We start from the raw sequence: 16,796 nt of genomic DNA, 5'->3' as shown, positions 1-16,796 counted from the left end.
GATGGTCAAGAAGTTCGATCCGGCGAAGATCGACGCGGCCGCGACGGAGATCATGGACGTGGCCGGCGATCTCGACGACCACATCGACGACTTCATCGCCACGACGCAGGGCATCGGTCCGGCGTTCGGGGACGCGGAGCCGATCGGGATGCTGCTCGGGGTGAGTTACGCGTCCGCCGAGGAGAGGCTGATCGAGTCGCTCGAGTCCGTCGTCACGAGCCTCGAGGCGCACGCCGGGAAGCTCCAGGTCGCCGCCGCCAACTACGACAACACCGCGCAGGACAGCACCGCCACGATCGAGGCGGTGGAGGTCTGATGGCACAGGGAATCACGCTGCCCGGCCCGCTGATCACGTTGCTGTCCGACCTCGGCTACCTCTGGCCGGACGCCGACGAGGTACGTCTCCTGGAACTCGGTCAGGCCTGGGCGGACGTCTACTCCAAGCTGGACGGGGTCGTCGAGCAGGCACAGCAGGCCGCCCAGAAGGTCTGGACGGAGAACGAAGACGACGCCATCGACGCGTTCAAGACCTCGTGGGAAGCGAAGGACGACGGCGTCCAGACGCTGACCGACAACGCGACCGGCGTCATGCTCGTCGGCGCCATCATCCTGGTCTGCGCCATCGTCGTCCTGATGCTCAAGATCTGGGTGATCGTCCAGCTCGTCCTGCTGGCGATCGCCATCGCGCAGGCCATCGCGACGGCCATCCCCACGTTCGGCGCCTCGCTCCTCGAGATCCCCGTTTTCAAGGAGATCTTCGGCAGGATCATCAACCTGCTGATCAGCCGATCCTTGACGGTGCTCCTTGGGTAAGACACGCGTTCTTCGCGGTATGGCCGGCCGCGTCCAGGGCAAGGTGGCCAAGGTCGCGGCAAAGGCGCTTCCGAAGGCCAAGGCCGCCAAGAACAAGATCCCCGACATCCCGAAGCGCCGGCCACCGACCAAGCCGAAGGTGTCCAACCGGAAGCTCCAGAACATCATCAACGACATCTGGAAGCACGCCGGTAAGAAGGGCACGGCGGGTGACGGGACGACGATCGACGCCATCCGCAACGAGCTGCTGACCGGCCGATCGTCGAACGGCATCTGGCACCTCAAGAAGGGCCAGCAGCTCATGAACGGCCTCAAGGGACTGCTCGCGAAGAAGTGGGGACGCGACATCTTGTCGCCCGAGGAACGTAGGATCGCGCAGCAGTTGTACAACGAGCTCAGAGATGCCTATAGGCAAGGAGGCGGGCATCCCCCCAATGTCTAACCAGATCAATGCGCTGGTGACCCAGCTCGCGGAAGCAGTCACGCGCTTCCCGGACATGCTTGCCGAGCATCGAGAGCAGTATGGCCCGCAGGCGCCGCGTGCGTTTCTCCGCACCCTGGCCTTTGTCAGCGCGGCCGGGTACCAGTCCGGGGCCTCCGACGCCGCGGGCGAGTTTCAGAAGGTCCTGGACATTCTCGATGCCGAGGTCGGCAAGGACGACGCTGTCGACGAGCTGATCGCCGTGGCTTTCCTGGCGAACGCTCCCCTGGACGGCGATCCCCGAGGATCGCTCCAGCAGCTCCTCGGCCCCAAGCTCCGCGGCTTGCTCGACAAGGTCCCGGCGCATGACTCGACCCACGGCTTCGTCCATCGAATGGTCGCCGCCGAGCCGGCACTCGCCGCTGACCTGAACGAGCACGTCGAGACCTACGACGACGTCCTTCCTCATCTGTTCATGGGCGAGATCGTCGACCGTCTCGTCGAGTGGATCGGTTCCGGCGAGGAATCAGCGCTAGCACGCGCCGGCACGGTCTTGCAGGCGCTCGAGGACGAGTGGGGCAAGGACTACGAGATCGACGAGACGATTGCCGCGTCATTCGTCGAGAACCTGCCGGACGAAGACTCCTCGGACCGCAAGATCCTCAGCCTGCTCGGGCCGAAGCTGAAGAAGGAGCTCGACCGCCAACGTGCCTAGGGCACCGACTTGATGCGGTAGACGAAGATGCAGCCCAGCAGGGCGACGAGGCCGGTGAGCAGGTAGAGGGTGGTGTAGCCGCCCAGGTAGGTGATCACCGGCGCGGCGATCGCCGGGGCCAGGACCTGCGGGGCGGCGTTGGCGATGTTGATCACGCCGAGGTCCTTGGCGCGGTTCTCCGCCGCGGGCAGGACTTGGGTGATCAGCGCGAGGTCGACGGCCTGGTACGCGCCGTAGCCCAGGCCCAGGATCAACGCCGACGCGATCGCGACTGGCCACGATGGCCAGAGGGCGATCAGCATCGCTGCCACGGTCATCACCACGCCCGACCAGAGCACGAAGATCTTCCGCCGCCCACCCGACCGGTCCGACAGCACGCCGGTCACCATCGCCGACAGGATCAGCGTCACCACGTAGCAGCCGGTCAGCACGAACACGCCCTGCGACGGGTCCGCGTAGCCCACTGCGTCCTGCAGGAAGTAGTACAGATAGAGCAGGATGAACGCGTTCGCCAGCTGCACCAGGAACCGCGTCCCCCAAGCCCACGCGAAGTCCGGATACCGCCGCGGCGACACCCAGAAGCCCGCGAAGAACGAGCTCCACGAGAACGGCGGCCGCGAGGTCAACACCGCGTCCGGCGTGAACAACACGAACGGCAGCGTGAAGACCACCAACACGACCGCCAGCCCCAGGTACCCCAACGACGTCGACACCAGCACGAACGACGCGAGCACCAGCCCCACCAACGGGCCCAACGGCTGCGCGATCCCCGACCACGCCGACACCACCCCGCGCTGAGAAACCGGCACCCGGTCCGGCAGCGACGCCGTCAAAGCGGCCAGCACCGCGTTCAGCGAGGCCTCGACGAGGATCCACCCCACGATCACGCCGGCCAGCGTCGTCTGCCCCGACAAGAAGCCCAACGACAACGCGCCGACGACCACGCCCACCACGGTCCACGGATGCCGCCGCCCGAACCGGCCCCGTGTACGGTCCGACAGAGCCCCGAACAGGGGGTTCGCCACGATCGCCACAGCCGCGCCGACCGCGTGCACCAAGCCAAGGTTGGTCACCTTCGAAGCCGCGTCCAGAGCCTCGACCTGCTGCGGCAAGAGCACCTGCACCGGCGTCAGGATCCCCGCCCACAACCCCGTCAGAGCCGCGGTGAGCAGCGCGATCCATCGCACCGGCACACGATCGACAGGCTCCGACAAGGACGAGACCACCGGTGCCCCCATGAACGTGCCCTACTTCCGCGTAATCAGATCCCGATACCACCCGAACGACGTCTTAGGGACCCGATTCTGGCTGTCGAAGTCCACATGTACCAAGCCGAAACGCTTCGAGTACCCCTCAGCCCACTCGAAGTTGTCCAGCAGCGACCACACGAAGTACCCGCGCACGTCCACCCCGGCAGCCAGCGCCGACGACACCGCCCGCACATGCCCGTCCAGATACGCGACCCGCACGGCATCGTCCACCGACCCGTCCGAAGCGACGACGTCGGCGTACGCGGCCCCGTTCTCCGTCACATACAGCGGCGGCAGCGCCTCCCCGTACCGCGAGTGCAGCGTCGTCAACGTCTCCGACAACCCCTCCGGCGCCACCGTCCAGTCGAACGCCGTCGTCAGATACCCCGGCACCGGCGCGATCCCGAACGGCCGCGGATCCCCGCCGCCCGCGGCCGAGATCCCCGCCGGCGCGTAGTAGTTCACGCCGAGGAAGTCCAACGGAGTGGAGATCGTCGACAGGTCGCCCTCGAGCACGACCGCCAGGTCGACGCCCGGCAGCGCCCGCGTCTCCTCCGGGTACGCGCCCAGCAGTACCGCGTCGGTGAACAGCCGGTTCTGCAGCACGTCGTGCACAGCCGCGGCGAAGACGTCCGGCGCCGACGACGACAGCGGCCACGACGGCGAATATGAGTTGATCAGCCCCACCGGAGCCGACGTACGCGTCCGCAACGCCTGCGTCGCGAGCCCATGAGCCAACAGTAGATGGTGTCCCGCCGGGAACGCGCCCAGCAGCAGCTCGCGACCGGGAGCGTGCTCGCCGGTCCCGTACCCGAGCGCCATCACCTCGAACGGCTCGTTCAGCGTGCTCCACATCGCGACCCGGTCGCCGAGCGCGGAGCCGACCAGCCCCGCGTAGTACGCGAACCGGTCCGCGGTGTCCCGCGACAGCCAGCCACCCGAATCCTCCAACGCCTGCGGGAGATCCCAGTGGAAGAGGTTCGCGAACGGCTGGATCCCGTTCTCCAGAAGCAGATCCACGAGCCGGTCGTAGAAAGCGAGCCCCTCCTTGTTCGCAGGACCACGGCCAGTCGGCTGGATCCGAGGCCAGGAGATGGAGAAGCGGTACGCGCCGGCGCCCAACGACGCGAGCAGCGCGACGTCCTCGGCGTATCGGTGGTAGTGGTCGCACGCCACGTCCGCGTTCGCGCCGTCGCGGATCTTCCCAGGGATACGGGCGAAAGTGTCCCAGACCGAGTCGCCTCGGCCGTCTTCTTTCGTCGCCCCTTCGATCTGGAAGGCGGACGTCGCCACGCCCCACAAGAACTCGTCGGGGAAGGCGGGCATGGGTGGAGCGGTCATTGCCGAGTCACCTCAGGGGGAAGCCGGGCCGAGGACCCGATCCAAGTACGGGTTGGCGAACAGGCCGTCGGGGTCGACGTCGGCGCGGATTCGGGCGAAGTCGCCGAATCTCGGGTAGCGGACGGCCAACTCCGTAGCGTCGAGCCAGTGCAGCTTGCCCCAGTGCGGGCGGCCGCCGACTCCGGCGCAGATGTCCTCGACGGCGTGGAAGTACCGCTCGTACGGGACTTGGTCGTACTGGTGGACGGCGACGTACGCCGTCTCGCGGTCGTAGGCGGAGGAGAGCCAGATGTCGTCCGGCGCGGCCACGCGAACCTCGATCGGGAACGAGATTCGCTCGCCTGTCTTGACGATCCAGGCTTGAACGGCGCGGATGACCTCGCGGAGATGAGCGCGCGGTACGGCGTACTCCATCTCCCGGAACACCACGCGCCGGGGCGAGGTGAAGACGCGGTACGAGACGTCGACGACCTCGCGTGCCGACCAGGCCCGCGCGGCCACGTTGTTCGCGGCCGGCACGAGACGCGGGAAACGCCGGACCAGCTTGTTGGTCAGGTCGAAGACGGAGTTGCTCATCAGCTCGTCGTCGAACCAGCGGCTGATCGGCCCCACCGGCTTGCGAGGTGTTCCCCGCGGCACCCGGTTGTTGCGTTTGGTGAACGTACGTTGGGTGTGTGGGAACCAGTAGAACTCGAAGTGGTCGTTGTCGTCGGCGAGCTCGTCGAACTTGTCGAGCACCTCGTCGAGCGGCATCGCTCCCTCGACGGCATGCAGGTCGAACACGGGTTCGCACTGCAACGTGACGTTGGCGATCACGCCGAGTGCCCCCAATCCGATCCGTGCAGCGGCGAAGAGGTCGGGATTTTCCCTGTCGGAGCAGGAGATGAGCTCGCCATTGGCGAGCACGAGCTGCAGGCCGCGGACCTGCGTCGCGATGCCGCCGTACCGGGCGCCGGTGCCGTGCGTTCCAGTGGAGATCGCTCCCGAGATGGTCTGCTGATCGATGTCGCCGAGGTTCGTCATGCCCAGGCCAAGCGACTCGAGCAGGGGGTTGAGCCGATGGAGCGGGATGCCCGCTTCGACCGTCACGAGACCGGTCGTCGCGTCGACGTCAACGACGCCGTCCATACCATCGAGACGGATCTGCGCACCTTCGGTTACGGCGACCCCGGTGAACGAGTGTCCGGAGCCAACGGCCTTGACCGTAAGGCCATCCCGCGCCGCGGCGGAGACGGCGGCGGAGAGCTCCTGGACGTCCCTGGGACGTACGACGCGTTTCGGACTCGCGGTCTCCGTACCGGCCCAGTTGCGCCACGTCTCGAACGAGCTCATCGCGCTGCGTTCCAGGTGTCGGTGGTCATCGGCCTGCCTCGACGTCGAAGAGGATTCCAGAGGGTCGGCTCCGTCGCCATCCCTCGACCCCGCGCCGACAAGGTTGGGGGATCGTGTCGGCGCGGGGACGGCGGAGAGCGAAGGTGCCGGGGAGGCTGCTCTATGCAACTGAAGCGATCTGACGTTGCACGCCATCATGAGTTGGTCGAGCGTCCAAGTCAAGGGTCCAAGTCAACCGATTTGGTCGAATGTCCAAGACAATCGATCTGGACGCTTGACCAACAGCCGGCGAAGGATCATTCTTGCTGGCATGGTCCGTGTTCCCGCCGATGAGCGGCGCCGCCAACTGGTGGAGGCTGCGCTGGTCGTTGCGTCGCGCGAGGGGGTCGACGCAGCGACGACGAGGCGGATCGCAAAGGAAGCGGGTGTCTCCCTCGGGATCGTCCACTACTGCTTCCGCTCGAAGGCCGAGCTGCTGCAGGAGATGATCAAGGCGATCGTGGACGAAATGGGCAGTTCCGTCCAACTCGCCACGCTGCGCAAGGGCGACGTTCGTACCGTTCTGCAGGCCGGGCTCGACAACCTCTGGCAGACCGTCGGCTCCGCGCCCGAACGGCACCTCCTCACCTACGAGCTCACCGCGTACACCCTCCGCCAGGGCATGACCGAGCTCACCGAGTGGCTGTACGAGTGCTACTTCCAGACCAGCCGCGCCTTCCTCGAGTCGGTCGCCGAGGCCGCGAACGTCGAGTGGACCCAGCCCGTCGACGAGCTCGCCAAGACCGTCGTCGCGATCAACGAGGGCGTCACGCTGCAGTGGCTGGTCGACCGCGACCCCAAGGCGGTCCAGCTCCGGTACGAGACGTTCCTCGACTACCTCGCCGGCCAGACCCGGCGAGCCCGCCGCCGCGCCACGGGCTGACCAGCGCACGCAACCCCAGGAGCCGCCATGCTCGCGCACCGACGAGCGAGGATCGCCGTCTCCGCCGCGTTCTGGATCCAGGGCATGGTGCTGGCGACGCTGCTGTCCAAGCTGTCGGTGTTCAAGTCCACGCACGGGCTGTCCGAAACCGAGGTCACGCTGGTCGTGCTCTCGATCGCCGTGGTCGCCGGCGGCGGCAGCCTGGCGGCCGGCGCGGTCGCGCAGCGGGTGGGCAGCTCCTGGACGCTGCGCGGCGGGATGGTGGTGGTCTCGGTGGCCGCCGGGGCGGCCGCGTTCGCGCCCACCCTGCCGCTGATGTTCGCCGCGTTCGTCCTGTACGGCTTCGGCGTCGGAGCGATCGACGCGGCGATGAACGCGCAGGGCATCGCCGTCCAGGAGCTCTACGGCCGCAGCATCATGGCGGGCTTCCACTGCGTCTGGAGCATCGCGAGCGTCGCCGGCGCGCTGTACGCCTCCGCGACCGCGGCGCTCGGCTGGTCGCTCGGCCCGTCCCTCGGCGTGCTCACCCTGGTCGGGATCGCCGCCATGCTCGTCGCCGGCCCGTCGTTCGTCCGCGAGACCCCCGAGGTCGTCGCCGCGCAGCTGACGACCGAGAAGGTTCCCTGGCGACCGTTGCTGCTGGTCGGCGTCGCGGTCGTCGTGTTCTACGTCATGGACTCCGGCGGCCTGAACTGGAGCGCGCTCTACCTTCAGGAGGCGCTGCACGCCTCGCTTGCGATCGCCCCCTTGGGGCTGGCCGGCTACCAGGTCGGCTCGATCGTGACCCGCGCCTTCGCCGACCGGCTCGCCGGCAAGTTCGGTCCGGTACGGGTCGTCCAGGCGGGAACGGTGATCGGCATGATCGGCCTGCTCGGCATCGTCGCCGCGCCAGGCCCGCTGCTCGCGATCGCCGGGTTCTTCGTCACCGGCCTCGGGCTGCCCGTCGTCGCCCCGTTCGCGTTCACGGCTGCCGCGGCCGCGGCGCCGGGCCGTCCTGACGTCGCGATCTCGCGACTGAACCTGTTCAACTATGCCGGAACGATCCTCGGCAGCGTGCTCATCGGAACGGTCTACGCGGCCGGTCAACTCCGCCTTGCGTTCGCGATCCCGTTGGTCCTCGCCGGTCTGATCCTTTTGGTGGCAAGGGCGTTCGCCCCGCGAACTCCTGTGGCGACGGTAGGAGAACCAGCGTGACGGACGATCTACGCAAGGCGTACGACTTCGCAACCGCGGACCTCGATCCGCCGTTCGCGGTGATCGACGTGGACGCGTTCTTCGCGAACGCCGCCGACCTGGTGCACCGTGCGAACGGGACACCGATTCGCCTTGCCAGCAAGTCGGTTCGCGTACGCGCGCTGCTCGACGAGGTGCTGGCGCGGCCGGGGTTCCGTGGCGTGATGGGCTTCTCGCTCGCCGAGGCGATCTGGCTGGTAAGGCACGGCATCGACGACGTCCTCATCGGCTACCCGACCGTCGACCGTTCGGCGCTGCTGGAGCTGGCCGCCGACGAGGACCTGGCGAGCCGGATCACGTTGATGATCGACGACGTGGCGCACCTGGACTTCGTCGCGTCCGTGCTCGGGTCGGACCATCCGGTCCTACGGGTGTGCGTCGACATCGACACGTCGTGGCAGCCGTTCGGCCTGCACATCGGGGCTCGCCGGTCGCCGATCCGCACGCCCGACCAGGCCGTCGCGCTGGCGCGTGCGGTCGTCGGGCGGCCGGGGTTCAAGCTGGTCGGGCTGATGACGTACGAGGCGCAGATCGCCGGCCTGCCCGACCTGAACCCGGTCGTGCGGTGGATGAAGAGCCGCTCCGCGGCGGAGATCGCCTCGCGCCGCGCCGAGGTGGTGGCCGCTGTGCAGGCGGTGATGCCGCTGGAGTTCGTCAACGCCGGCGGCACCGGGAGCCTGGAGACGAGCGGCGCGGGGCGCGAGGTAACCGAGCTGACGGCCGGCTCGGGGCTGTTCGCGCCGGCGCTTTTCGACGGATATCGGTCCTTTCATCCGCGCCCGGCGGCCGCGTTCGCGCTGCCCGTCGTACGGCGGCCCGGTCCGCGGGTGGCGACGCTGTTCTCCGGCGGCTACGCGGCATCCGGTCCGGCGGGTCGGAGCAGGCTGCCGAGCCCGTACCTGCCGGCCGGGTTGGTGACGACGGTCAGCGAGGGCGCGGGCGAGGTGCAGACGCCCGTCCGCGGCGTGGTCGCGGACGAGCTGCGCGTCGGCGACCGGGTCTGGATGCGGCACGCGAAGGCCGGCGAGATGTGTGAGCGCTTCGACGTCGTTCACCTGGTGTCCGGTGATCAACTCGTCGCGACCGTGCCGACGTATCGCGGAGAGGGGCATACGTTCGGCTGAGTTTCTTGGCAGTCTTTCCCCTTATGGATGCGGAGAGCCTGCGGATGGAGCTCGTCTCGACGTTGCGGGGGGAAGGCACGCTGACCGATCCCGTCGTGGCGGCGGCGATGGAGACCGTGCCGCGGCACGTGTTCGTCCCCGAGGTGCCGGTCGAACGCGCGTACGCCGACCAGGCTCTGGTGACCAAGCAGAACGCCGACGGCATCCCGACGAGCTCGGCGTCGCAGCCGTCGATCGTGGCGATCATGCTCGAGCAGCTGTCGCTCGAACCCGGGATGCGCGTGCTGGAAGTCGGCGCCGGAACGGGCTACAACGCGGCTCTGTTGGCCCAGATCGTCGGCGCATCCGAGCTGGTGACGACCGTCGACATCGCCGCGGACGTGGTCGAACGCGCACGGCGTGGGCTGGACGCGGCCGGGTACGCCGCTGTGCGGGTGCTGTGCGGCGACGGCGGGCGAGGCGCGCCGAACGGTGCGCCGTACGACCGGATCATCGCGACCGTCGGTGCGTGGGACATCCCGCCGGCTTGGTTCGAGCAGCTCGCTCCCGGTGGGATTCTCGTGCTGCCGTTGGGGATTCGAGGCGTACAGCGGTCGATTTCGTTCGTGAACGAGGGTGGCGTGCTGCGGTCGAAGAGCGTGGTGCCTTGTGGGTTCATGACGATGCAGGGTGCCTTCGCGGGGCCGGCTCGGACGTACGTCATCGGGACGGATCCGCGGCTGACCGTGGTGGTCGACGACGGGCGGCCGGTCGAGCTGCCGACGTTGGACGCGCCGCCGGTGCGGCTTCCCGTGGCCGTGTCGGCGACGGGGCGCGAGCTGTACGAGAGCGTCGACCCCTGGCTGGCGCTGCGTGAGCCCGACTACGGCCGGGTCTACCTGGAGGGCCACTACGGGACCGGACTCGGGATGGTCGCCGACGGCAGCCTCACGCATCTGGCGCCGTTCGAGGAGGGTGTCGATCGCCAGGTGGACGCGGTGGAGCTGGCGGTTCTCGGGTACGGACCGTCCGCCGCCTCGCTGGCCGAACGGCTCGCGACCTCGTTGCTGGCTTGGGAATCCGCTGGTCGGCCGAGCATGGAGAAGCTGAAGATCGACGTCTACCCGGCCGGCACGCCCGACTCCGAGCTTGCCGGCCGGGCGGTCGTGGACAAGCACCACACCCGTCTCGCCCTCACGCTCCCCACCGATTAGCGCCCGCGACGTGGGTGGCTGGAGCGACGGAATGGCTCTCCGATGGCTCCCGAGTGGCGGCAAATGATCATGTTTACATGATCATTTGCCGCTCTACGTGGGATACACCCCGCGTAGAGCACCCACTCGCCAGGTAAAGCGGTATCGGTGCTCACCGACTAGTTCACGCCGGGGATTGGAGAGGGATGCCCTTGATCAGCATGGTCCGCGGCTCGACAAGGGCGTTCGGGGCGACGGCATGGAACGTGTCGCCCCGCATGAGGAACGTGTCGCCGGGATCGCCGGTCAGCTCGACGACCTGGACGGGAACGCCCTCGATCACGGCACCGTTTTCGACGTAGCGCCGGCGGCGGTCCGGTAACGGTTTACGGCCCCACAGATCCGCTAGCCACGGGTGGATCGCGCCCAGGATCCGGCGCTGTGCCCGGTTGTGCACGTCGGGCTGGCCGAAGCGCCTGACGAGCTGGTGCGATCCCGTGACGATCAACGTCCCACCGCCGCGAGGCCGCAGCTCGGTCAGGATGACGAACACCGTCACCGAGCGCGACCGGCCGTCCTCCGTGGGCGGCATGTCGACGTGCCAGGAGCCGGTCGGCAGCTCCCACTCGGCGTCGGTGGTGTACGTGACGGCCGGATTGCCCCAGCCGCGCGGTCGCGTCCACGCATCCACGCCGAACAGCTCGTCCAGCGCGGCCGGCACGTCACTGTCGAGAACGGCGTCGAAGGCACCTTCCTTCTTGAGCTGCTTGAACCCGCCCGGCCGCGTCCGGAGCCACTCGTTGTCGCTGTTGTGGCGGGCCACCTCTTCGGTCGCCAGAGCGGCGTGGATCCGTTCGGCCATCCGTTCCGCCTCGGCGCGCGGCACGGCCCCGGGCAGACGGAGCAGACCCTGCTCGTCGAAAGCCCTGCGCTGCTCGTCGGTCAACATGCGCCACCTCCTGGTTCGTCGTCCCCGGGAGAAACAAAAAGCACCCGGGACCAGCCGACGTGGTGTCGACTGGTCCCGGGTGCTGAAGTTCGCTTAACGCCCGGGTGCTTATGTGGTTGTTGCCGGCGACGCTACGCCCGGGTGACGGAGCGCGCCACCGAATTACCGCGCCCGGTGCATCGTCCCCGGATCGTCGTCGACGGTGAGCGGCAGCAGGCGGTAGGAGAGCTCGTACGTCGTGCCCGACGGCACCTGATAGCGCTCCAACGTGTCCGGCCCACAGCTCGCCCCGCCGAGGCCGCGCTGGTGGACGTCGATCGACAGGTACGTCACGTCCTCGCGCACCACGTCGATCGTGTGCTTCGCCGCGTCCAGGGTGGCGTCGGAGTAGTGCGACGCCTTCGCCTCCATCGGCGTCGGCGCGGAGACGAGCAGCCCGACACCGTCGGCGCGGCGGACCGCGAGCCAGCGTACGTCGGTCTTGTTCCCGTGCTCCTGCGGCAGGATGTACGGCACGTACTGCTCGTCGATCGTGCCGTTCCACCGGCCGACCGCCGCGCCGAGCTTGCGGTCGACGTAGCTCTCGTGCGGGCCGCGACCGAACCACTCCACGGTCTCGAAGCCCGCCGGCAGCACTGCCGCGGCGCCGATCCGCGGCAGGTCCGGCAGCCCGGCGTCGACGGCGAACGAGTGCGCGACCTCGAGCACGTCGCCGGACACCACCAGCCGGCACTCGTGGGTGAGCCCGAGCTCTTTCCCTTCTGGTACGAGGCGTTCGCGGCGTACGACGACCGCGCGGCCCGCATCGTCGGTCTGGACCGAGACTTCCTCGGTCTGGGCGACGAGCTGGTTGAGGCCGACCTCGAGCCACTTGGCGAGCACCTGGTGCTGGTGATGGCCAGCCAGGACGACGAACTGGATGCCGTCGTTGTCGGTCGGCGCGCGCCAGACGTTCGCGCTCAGGCCGTTCGCGACCAGGTCGACGCCGTCGACCGACCAGGACACGGCACCCGTACGCCCGACAACCAGCACCGACCGTGGACCCCGAATCGTCCAGCCTGCTTCGGTTTCCTCCACGCTCGTTGGCCCGGCGCTCGTGGGCGAGGGCTGGACCACTCCGGTGCCGAGCGGGATCTGCACCCAGCCGACCTCGTGCCCGGTGCCGATCAGTGGAACGTCCGTCGAGTCGACGAACCGAAGCGTCGCGTACGTCTCCTGCCCCGGCTCGAGGTCCGGTACCGACCACGGCGCCGACAGCACCTGCTGCCCGCCCGCCGGCGTCGACAACGTGGGCAGCTGGCCCGACGACGCCACGACCCCGTCGACCGCCACCTCCCACGAGACCGCGAGATGCGACAGGTCGCGGAAGTCGTACTTGTTGTCGATGCGCAAGTCGTCGTTGACTAGGCTCGCCGCGAACGGCTGGAAGACGCGCTTCGCCTCCCACATGGACGGATGCGGCGTACGGTCCGGCCAGAACAGCCCGTCACACACGAAGTTGCCGTCGTTCGGCTCGTCGCCGAAGTCGCCGCCGTACCCCCAGTACTCCCGCCCATCCTCAGCCTGCTTGACGATTCCGTGGTCGAGCATCTCCCAGATGAACCCGCCCTGCAGGCCGTGGTGCGACTCGATCGCCTCCCAGTAGTCCGCGAGGTTGCCGCAGCTGTTGCCCATCGCGTGTGCGTACTCGCACATGATCAACGGGCGATGGTCGTTCGTCGTCTTCGCCCACTCGACGATGCGATCGATCGACGGGTACATCGGGCAGACCAGATCGCTCGACGGGTGGCCGGCCGACCAGTCCGGCGCGATCGCGCCCTCGTAGTGGATCGGACGCGTCGGGTCGACGCGACGTACCCAGGCCGCCGCGGCGTCGTGGTTCGGTCCGTAGCCGGTCTCGTTGCCGAGCGACCAGGAGATGATGCTCGGGTGGTTGCGGTCGCGCAGGACCATGCGGCTGACCCGGTCCACGAACGCGGCTTGGTACCTCGGGTCGGAGCAGATCGTGTTGTAGTTCGCGTGCGCCTCGATGTTCGCCTCGTCGATGACGTAGAAGCCGTACTCGTCCGCGAGGTCGAGGAAGAACGGGTCGGGCGGGTAGTGCGAGGTGCGCACGGCGTTCACATTGAACTGCTTGAGGACGCGTACGTCCTCGAGCACGGTCTCGCGCGGGACGGCGCTGCCGAAGCGGTCGTGGTGCTCGTGCCGGTTGACGCCCTTGATGTAGACGCGCTTGCCGTTGACGAGCAGCTCGCGGTCGCGGATCTCGACGGTGCGGAAGCCTACGCGGGTGCGGGTCGCCTCGACCTCGTTGCCGTCGGGGTCGCGCAGGCTGACGACGAGCGTGTAGAGGTTGGGTTGCTCGGCCGACCACGGCCGGACCTTGGCGAGCGTGGCGCCGAACCCGGCCGCGCCGAGGCCGGGCGCGTCCTCGGACTGCAGCGCCACCTCGCCTTCCAGGCTGTCGATCGCGACCTCGCCGTCCGGGCCGAGGAGTTGGCTGGTGACCTTCCAGCCCTTGCCGGGGAGGTCGCCGACGCTGGCGAAGACGCCGAGCTCGCCGGAGCCCTTCTCGTGGTCGTAGGTCGCGACCGCGGCGAGGTCGGCGAGGTGGGTGGCCGGGGTGGCGTACACGTACACCGAGCGCTGGATGCCGGCCTGCCACCACTGGTCCTGGTCCTCGATGTAGCTGGCGTCGGACCACTGGATCACCTGGACGGCAAGGACGTTCTCGCCCTCGCGGGCGATCGCGGTGATATCGAACTCGCTCGGCAGCCTCGAGTCCTTGGCGAGGCCGACGGGGACGCCGTTCAACCAGAGCGAGGCCATCGAGATCGCGGCACCGAGGTGGAGCACAAGTCGCTGGCCGTACCACTTTTGGGGGAGGTCGAAAGTCGTGCGGTACAGGCCGGTCGGATTGTCCACCGGAACTTTCGGCGGGAGGTTCGGGGCGAACGGCATCCGAACGTTGGTGTACTGCGGGCGGCCGTACCCCTGCATGGTCCAGTTTCCCGGCACCGCGACGTGATCCCAGCCCGAGACGTCCAGCGCCGGGTCGGGGAAGTCGTTCGGGGTCTCGTCAGGATGTCCCACCAGCCGGAACGACCAGTCACCGTCGAGCTCGAGGACCCTGGCGTTCTCCTGGGCTCGGGCTTCGTCGGCTGACGGATAGGGGAGCAGCGTGGCGCGGGTGCGGAGGCGGCCCGTGCCGGTCAGCTCGGGATTTTCCCAGACAGGGAGCGCGGTGGTCGGACCCGTTGCGGTGTAGGCGTCTCGCATAGCCTCACCTCACCACACGGGATCAGCGGTCGTGACACGACTGCCGGTAACGGTCCGGTGCACGGCTGGGCGACGCAGGTGACGTTCGCCGGGACGGTGAGGTCGGGGAGGTCGCGCGGGATCTCGGCCCTGGGTGCGGTGGCGAGCACGATCGCGGCGACGATCGCGGCGGCACCGGTGGTGGCGAGGGCCGCCGAACCGAGCCAGCTGCTACGGCGGGGTGGGGCGTCGATGAGGTCGCGGAGGCGGTTGCGGCCGAGGACGACGGTCTCGCGGGCGGGTGGCTCTGGTGGGCCTGGCCGGGGGTTCTTGGTCGTTCTGGCGAGGTCCTGGAGCCACTGTCGTACGGTGCGCTGGGTCTCGTCGTACCTGTGTCGCCTGGTGAACGCGCGGCGGAGGACGGCTGGGGCCTGATCGTCGGCCTTGGCCTGGCCGACCCTTGCGGCGAGGTAGCCGTGCAGGTCACCGATGTAGCGGTCGTAGATCAGCAGGAACGCGTCCGGGGCGTCGATCGACCTGGCCACGACGTCGGCGTCGGTCGGTGGGCGCACGGCGGACATGGGTCGCTCCCTCGGGCTCGGCTTGTTTCTTGTACTTCGCCGTTGGGAGCGAAACGCTTCACGGCCGCCAGTTGTAGGGGGTGGTGGTGGCGACCGGGAGGAGGCCGAGGCGGGCGAGGATGGGGCGGCTGTCCTCGGAGGTGTCGGACTGGAGGTAGCGGAATCCTCGTTCGACGGCTTTGTGGGCTCGTGCGGCGACGAGGGCTTTGTAGATGCCTCTGCCGCGCCACTCCTGCAGGGTCGAGCCGCCCCAGAGGCCCGCGAACTCGGTGCCCTGGTTGAGGTGGAGCCAGGCGGCGGACACCACCTTGCCGTCTTCCGCCTCTGCCTCTGCCTCTGCGGCGAGGACGATGCCGCCGGCCTTGACCTCCTGGGCGAGGTGGTCGACGAGCCAGTCATGACTGAAGCCCCAGACCTCGGTCTCCATCGCGGCGATGCGGACGAAGTCGTCGTGCTGATCGACCTGCCTGATCTTTGTGCCTGCGGGGGCCTTGGCGTCCGTGGCGAGGTCGGCGGCCTCGCCGATCATGATCATCTCCTCGTCGTCCGGCGTCAATCCAGCCTTGACGAGACGCTCGGGGAGATCCGCCGGAAGGTCGTAGCCGTGGTACTTCCACTCGAACTCTTCGTTGCGTTCCTTGAAGAAGTCCCTTTGCTCGTTGATGAACGTGTCTAGCTCGTCGCCTGCTAGCCCTTGGAGATCCTGGTACCCGACGAACCCCGGCCGGCCGTTGCCATAGCTGCGTACGACGGGGCCGGAGCGTTCGTACGTCCGCCCATCCCCCTCGTGAGCCTGCCCGCGAACCTGCTCCGTGTAGGCGTCCCGATAAGCCCTCGCCCGCTCCCCGCCGTCAACCTCGATCAACCAAGCTCCCTCGGAACCGTGCCAGGCCATCCACCCAGCGCCCCCGGCACTCTACGTCCTTCCTGCCCATGCCGGCGTACTGTGCGGTGCGACCGGATCGACAAGAGGCGAGCAGCGAGAGGTGCTGCGATGTTGAGCGTGACGACGCGGCAGATCGAGGCGACGATCGACACCCTGAATGCCATCCTCGAAGACGGCGTTGACGACCGCGCCATCTCCCCGGACGACGAGACCGCCTTGGAACGGGTGCGGACGATCGTGTCGGGCATCTACACCCACCGCCTCGGCTCCGAGGGCCCACCGATGGGCTAGCAGCCTCGTTGTCTGCGGGCAGGTCCTCCTCGTTCGCGCTGGCTAAGGGACCCGGGGCGCCTCCGGTCGGGCGGCAACGGGGCGGAGGCGCCCCAGGTCCGACAACCCGCTGCCGACCCTGCAGCGAGTTCCCCGGGTTGGTCAGAGGGGATCGCACATCAGGAGCTGGGGATAGCGCTGATAGCTCGTCGTCATCACCCAGGGCTGGAAGTGCCTGCCAGCGCGGAGGGCGGCGATCCGGTTCTTCAGCCAGAACGAGTAAGCCTGGTGTGCCTCCGGGCCGAAGTGTTCGGGGAGCTCGACGAGGAGCGCCTCCAGGACGGCTCGCGCGATCGCCGCGTCCACTCGCGACGGGTCGTCGGACTCACATGCCGTCCGGACGGCAAGCACCAGGCGGTCCGGCAGAGGTGATTCGCGCTCCGTCATCGACTGGCTCCATTCCGTCGGCATGCGTGCTAGTATTCGGCAACGGAACGAATCAAGCAAGCGACAGCGAGAATCACGGGGA

The 16,796-nt window shown here is 68.3% G+C and carries 17 protein-coding genes; 9 read left to right on the top strand and 8 right to left on the bottom strand.

Annotation, left to right across the window (positions count from 1 at the left end; translation table 11 throughout):
- Window position 1: 1 nt before the first annotated feature.
- From JOD67_RS01525 to JOD67_RS01510, 4 genes are read left to right on the top strand one after another with little or no spacing between them, the layout of a single operon-like run.
- Window positions 2-316, top strand: coding sequence for a WXG100 family type VII secretion target (locus JOD67_RS01525; RefSeq protein WP_205114187.1), 315 nt, complete (start codon window positions 2-4; stop codon window positions 314-316).
- Window positions 316-813 carry a WXG100-like domain-containing protein gene (locus tag JOD67_RS01520; RefSeq protein ID WP_205114185.1) on the top strand — a complete coding sequence of 166 codons (498 nt, stop codon included), beginning with the start codon at window positions 316-318 and terminating at the stop codon, window positions 811-813. Before JOD67_RS01525 ends, JOD67_RS01520 begins: the two co-directional genes overlap by 1 nt.
- A 19-nt stretch (window positions 814-832) precedes the next feature.
- Window positions 833-1,255 carry a hypothetical protein gene (locus JOD67_RS01515; RefSeq protein ID WP_205114183.1) on the top strand — a complete coding sequence of 141 codons (423 nt, stop codon included), beginning with the start codon at window positions 833-835 and terminating at the stop codon, window positions 1,253-1,255.
- Window positions 1,248-1,949, top strand: coding sequence for a DUF7674 family protein (locus tag JOD67_RS01510; protein WP_205114181.1), 702 nt, complete (start codon window positions 1,248-1,250; stop codon window positions 1,947-1,949). The genes JOD67_RS01515 and JOD67_RS01510 overlap by 8 nt, the downstream gene beginning before the upstream one ends.
- Here the strand turns inward: JOD67_RS01510 and JOD67_RS01505 are convergent.
- Genes JOD67_RS01505 through JOD67_RS01495 form a run of 3 tightly spaced genes read right to left on the bottom strand, consistent with a single transcriptional unit; the run spans window position 1,946 to window position 5,872 of the window.
- Complete coding sequence (locus tag JOD67_RS01505; protein ID WP_307782232.1) at window positions 1,946-3,136, bottom strand: MFS transporter; 1,191 nt, start codon at window positions 3,134-3,136, stop codon at window positions 1,946-1,948. The genes JOD67_RS01510 and JOD67_RS01505 overlap by 4 nt on opposite strands.
- Window positions 3,137-3,196: 60 nt before the next feature.
- On the bottom strand, window positions 3,197-4,540 hold the full coding sequence (locus tag JOD67_RS01500) for a GH1 family beta-glucosidase (RefSeq protein ID WP_205114177.1): 1,344 nt from the start codon (window positions 4,538-4,540) through the stop codon (window positions 3,197-3,199).
- Between the two features lie 12 nt (window positions 4,541-4,552).
- Window positions 4,553-5,872: a D-arabinono-1,4-lactone oxidase gene (locus tag JOD67_RS01495; protein WP_205114175.1), complete on the bottom strand. Its 1,320-nt coding sequence runs from the start codon at window positions 5,870-5,872 to the stop codon at window positions 4,553-4,555.
- Window positions 5,873-6,182: 310 nt separating this feature from the next.
- On the opposite strand from JOD67_RS01495, the gene JOD67_RS01490 reads away from it, so the two are divergent.
- The 4 genes from JOD67_RS01490 to fxlM are packed head-to-tail and all read left to right on the top strand — an operon-like array spanning window position 6,183 to window position 10,344.
- Window positions 6,183-6,794 carry a TetR/AcrR family transcriptional regulator gene (locus tag JOD67_RS01490; RefSeq protein ID WP_205114173.1) on the top strand — a complete coding sequence of 204 codons (612 nt, stop codon included), beginning with the start codon at window positions 6,183-6,185 and terminating at the stop codon, window positions 6,792-6,794.
- A gap of 27 nt (window positions 6,795-6,821) precedes the next feature.
- On the top strand, window positions 6,822-7,988 hold the full coding sequence (locus tag JOD67_RS01485; protein WP_205114171.1) for an MFS transporter: 1,167 nt from the start codon (window positions 6,822-6,824) through the stop codon (window positions 7,986-7,988).
- Window positions 7,985-9,151, top strand: a complete 1,167-nt coding sequence (locus JOD67_RS01480; protein WP_205114169.1) for an amino acid deaminase/aldolase — start codon at window positions 7,985-7,987, stop codon at window positions 9,149-9,151. The genes JOD67_RS01485 and JOD67_RS01480 overlap by 4 nt, the downstream gene beginning before the upstream one ends.
- Before the next feature lie 23 nt (window positions 9,152-9,174).
- Window positions 9,175-10,344: a methyltransferase, FxLD system gene (gene fxlM, locus JOD67_RS01475; RefSeq protein ID WP_205114167.1), complete on the top strand. Its 1,170-nt coding sequence runs from the start codon at window positions 9,175-9,177 to the stop codon at window positions 10,342-10,344.
- 163 nt (window positions 10,345-10,507) lie between these two features.
- On the opposite strand, the gene JOD67_RS01470 is transcribed toward fxlM, so the two are convergent.
- From JOD67_RS01470 to JOD67_RS01455, 4 genes are all read right to left on the bottom strand, one after another.
- A complete protein-coding gene (locus JOD67_RS01470; protein WP_205114165.1) occupies window positions 10,508-11,272 on the bottom strand; it encodes a phytanoyl-CoA dioxygenase family protein in 765 nt (254 codons plus the stop codon).
- A gap of 162 nt (window positions 11,273-11,434) precedes the next feature.
- Complete coding sequence (locus JOD67_RS01465) at window positions 11,435-14,551, bottom strand: glycoside hydrolase family 2 TIM barrel-domain containing protein (protein ID WP_205114163.1); 3,117 nt, start codon at window positions 14,549-14,551, stop codon at window positions 11,435-11,437.
- Window positions 14,485-15,111, bottom strand: a complete 627-nt coding sequence (locus tag JOD67_RS01460; protein ID WP_205114160.1) for an RNA polymerase sigma factor — start codon at window positions 15,109-15,111, stop codon at window positions 14,485-14,487. The genes JOD67_RS01465 and JOD67_RS01460 overlap by 67 nt, the downstream gene beginning before the upstream one ends.
- Before the next feature lie 58 nt (window positions 15,112-15,169).
- Window positions 15,170-15,976, bottom strand: coding sequence for a GNAT family N-acetyltransferase (locus JOD67_RS01455; protein WP_205114158.1), 807 nt, complete (start codon window positions 15,974-15,976; stop codon window positions 15,170-15,172).
- A 129-nt stretch (window positions 15,977-16,105) separates the two neighbouring features.
- Between JOD67_RS01455 and JOD67_RS01450 the strand changes: the two genes are divergently transcribed.
- The gene (locus JOD67_RS01450; RefSeq protein ID WP_205114156.1) at window positions 16,106-16,288 is read left to right on the top strand and encodes a hypothetical protein; all 183 of its coding nucleotides are present in this window, start codon (window positions 16,106-16,108) and stop codon (window positions 16,286-16,288) included.
- Between the two features lie 141 nt (window positions 16,289-16,429).
- On the opposite strand, the gene JOD67_RS01445 is transcribed toward JOD67_RS01450, so the two are convergent.
- Window positions 16,430-16,714: a hypothetical protein gene (locus JOD67_RS01445; protein ID WP_205114155.1), complete on the bottom strand. Its 285-nt coding sequence runs from the start codon at window positions 16,712-16,714 to the stop codon at window positions 16,430-16,432.
- Between the last annotated feature and the right edge of the window lie 82 nt (window positions 16,715-16,796).

This window comes from Tenggerimyces flavus, from assembly GCF_016907715.1.
Lineage (GTDB): Bacteria > Actinomycetota > Actinomycetes > Propionibacteriales > Actinopolymorphaceae > Tenggerimyces > Tenggerimyces flavus.
This window is presented reverse-complemented; position numbering and strand designations above follow the sequence as displayed.

What these genes read in the sequence shown, in the direction of transcription:
- JOD67_RS01510 (WP_205114181.1), top strand. Translation starts at nt 1,248, where the DNA reads ATGTCTAACCAGATCAATGCGCTGGTGACCCAGCTCGCGGAAGCAGTC.
- fxlM (WP_205114167.1), top strand. Translation starts at nt 9,175, where the DNA reads ATGGATGCGGAGAGCCTGCGGATGGAGCTCGTCTCGACGTTGCGGGGG.
- JOD67_RS01465 (WP_205114163.1), bottom strand. Translation starts at nt 14,551, where the DNA reads ATGCGAGACGCCTACACCGCAACGGGTCCGACCACCGCGCTCCCTGTC.
- JOD67_RS01445 (WP_205114155.1), bottom strand. Translation starts at nt 16,714, where the DNA reads ATGACGGAGCGCGAATCACCTCTGCCGGACCGCCTGGTGCTTGCCGTC.
- JOD67_RS01450 (WP_205114156.1), top strand. Translation starts at nt 16,106, where the DNA reads ATGTTGAGCGTGACGACGCGGCAGATCGAGGCGACGATCGACACCCTG.
- JOD67_RS01485 (WP_205114171.1), top strand. Translation starts at nt 6,822, where the DNA reads ATGCTCGCGCACCGACGAGCGAGGATCGCCGTCTCCGCCGCGTTCTGG.
- JOD67_RS01490 (WP_205114173.1), top strand. Translation starts at nt 6,183, where the DNA reads ATGGTCCGTGTTCCCGCCGATGAGCGGCGCCGCCAACTGGTGGAGGCT.
- JOD67_RS01500 (WP_205114177.1), bottom strand. Translation starts at nt 4,540, where the DNA reads ATGACCGCTCCACCCATGCCCGCCTTCCCCGACGAGTTCTTGTGGGGC.
- JOD67_RS01470 (WP_205114165.1), bottom strand. Translation starts at nt 11,272, where the DNA reads ATGTTGACCGACGAGCAGCGCAGGGCTTTCGACGAGCAGGGTCTGCTC.
- JOD67_RS01495 (WP_205114175.1), bottom strand. Translation starts at nt 5,872, where the DNA reads ATGAGCTCGTTCGAGACGTGGCGCAACTGGGCCGGTACGGAGACCGCG.
- JOD67_RS01520 (WP_205114185.1), top strand. Translation starts at nt 316, where the DNA reads ATGGCACAGGGAATCACGCTGCCCGGCCCGCTGATCACGTTGCTGTCC.
- JOD67_RS01460 (WP_205114160.1), bottom strand. Translation starts at nt 15,111, where the DNA reads ATGTCCGCCGTGCGCCCACCGACCGACGCCGACGTCGTGGCCAGGTCG.
- JOD67_RS01515 (WP_205114183.1), top strand. Translation starts at nt 833, where the DNA reads ATGGCCGGCCGCGTCCAGGGCAAGGTGGCCAAGGTCGCGGCAAAGGCG.
- JOD67_RS01525 (WP_205114187.1), top strand. Translation starts at nt 2, where the DNA reads ATGGTCAAGAAGTTCGATCCGGCGAAGATCGACGCGGCCGCGACGGAG.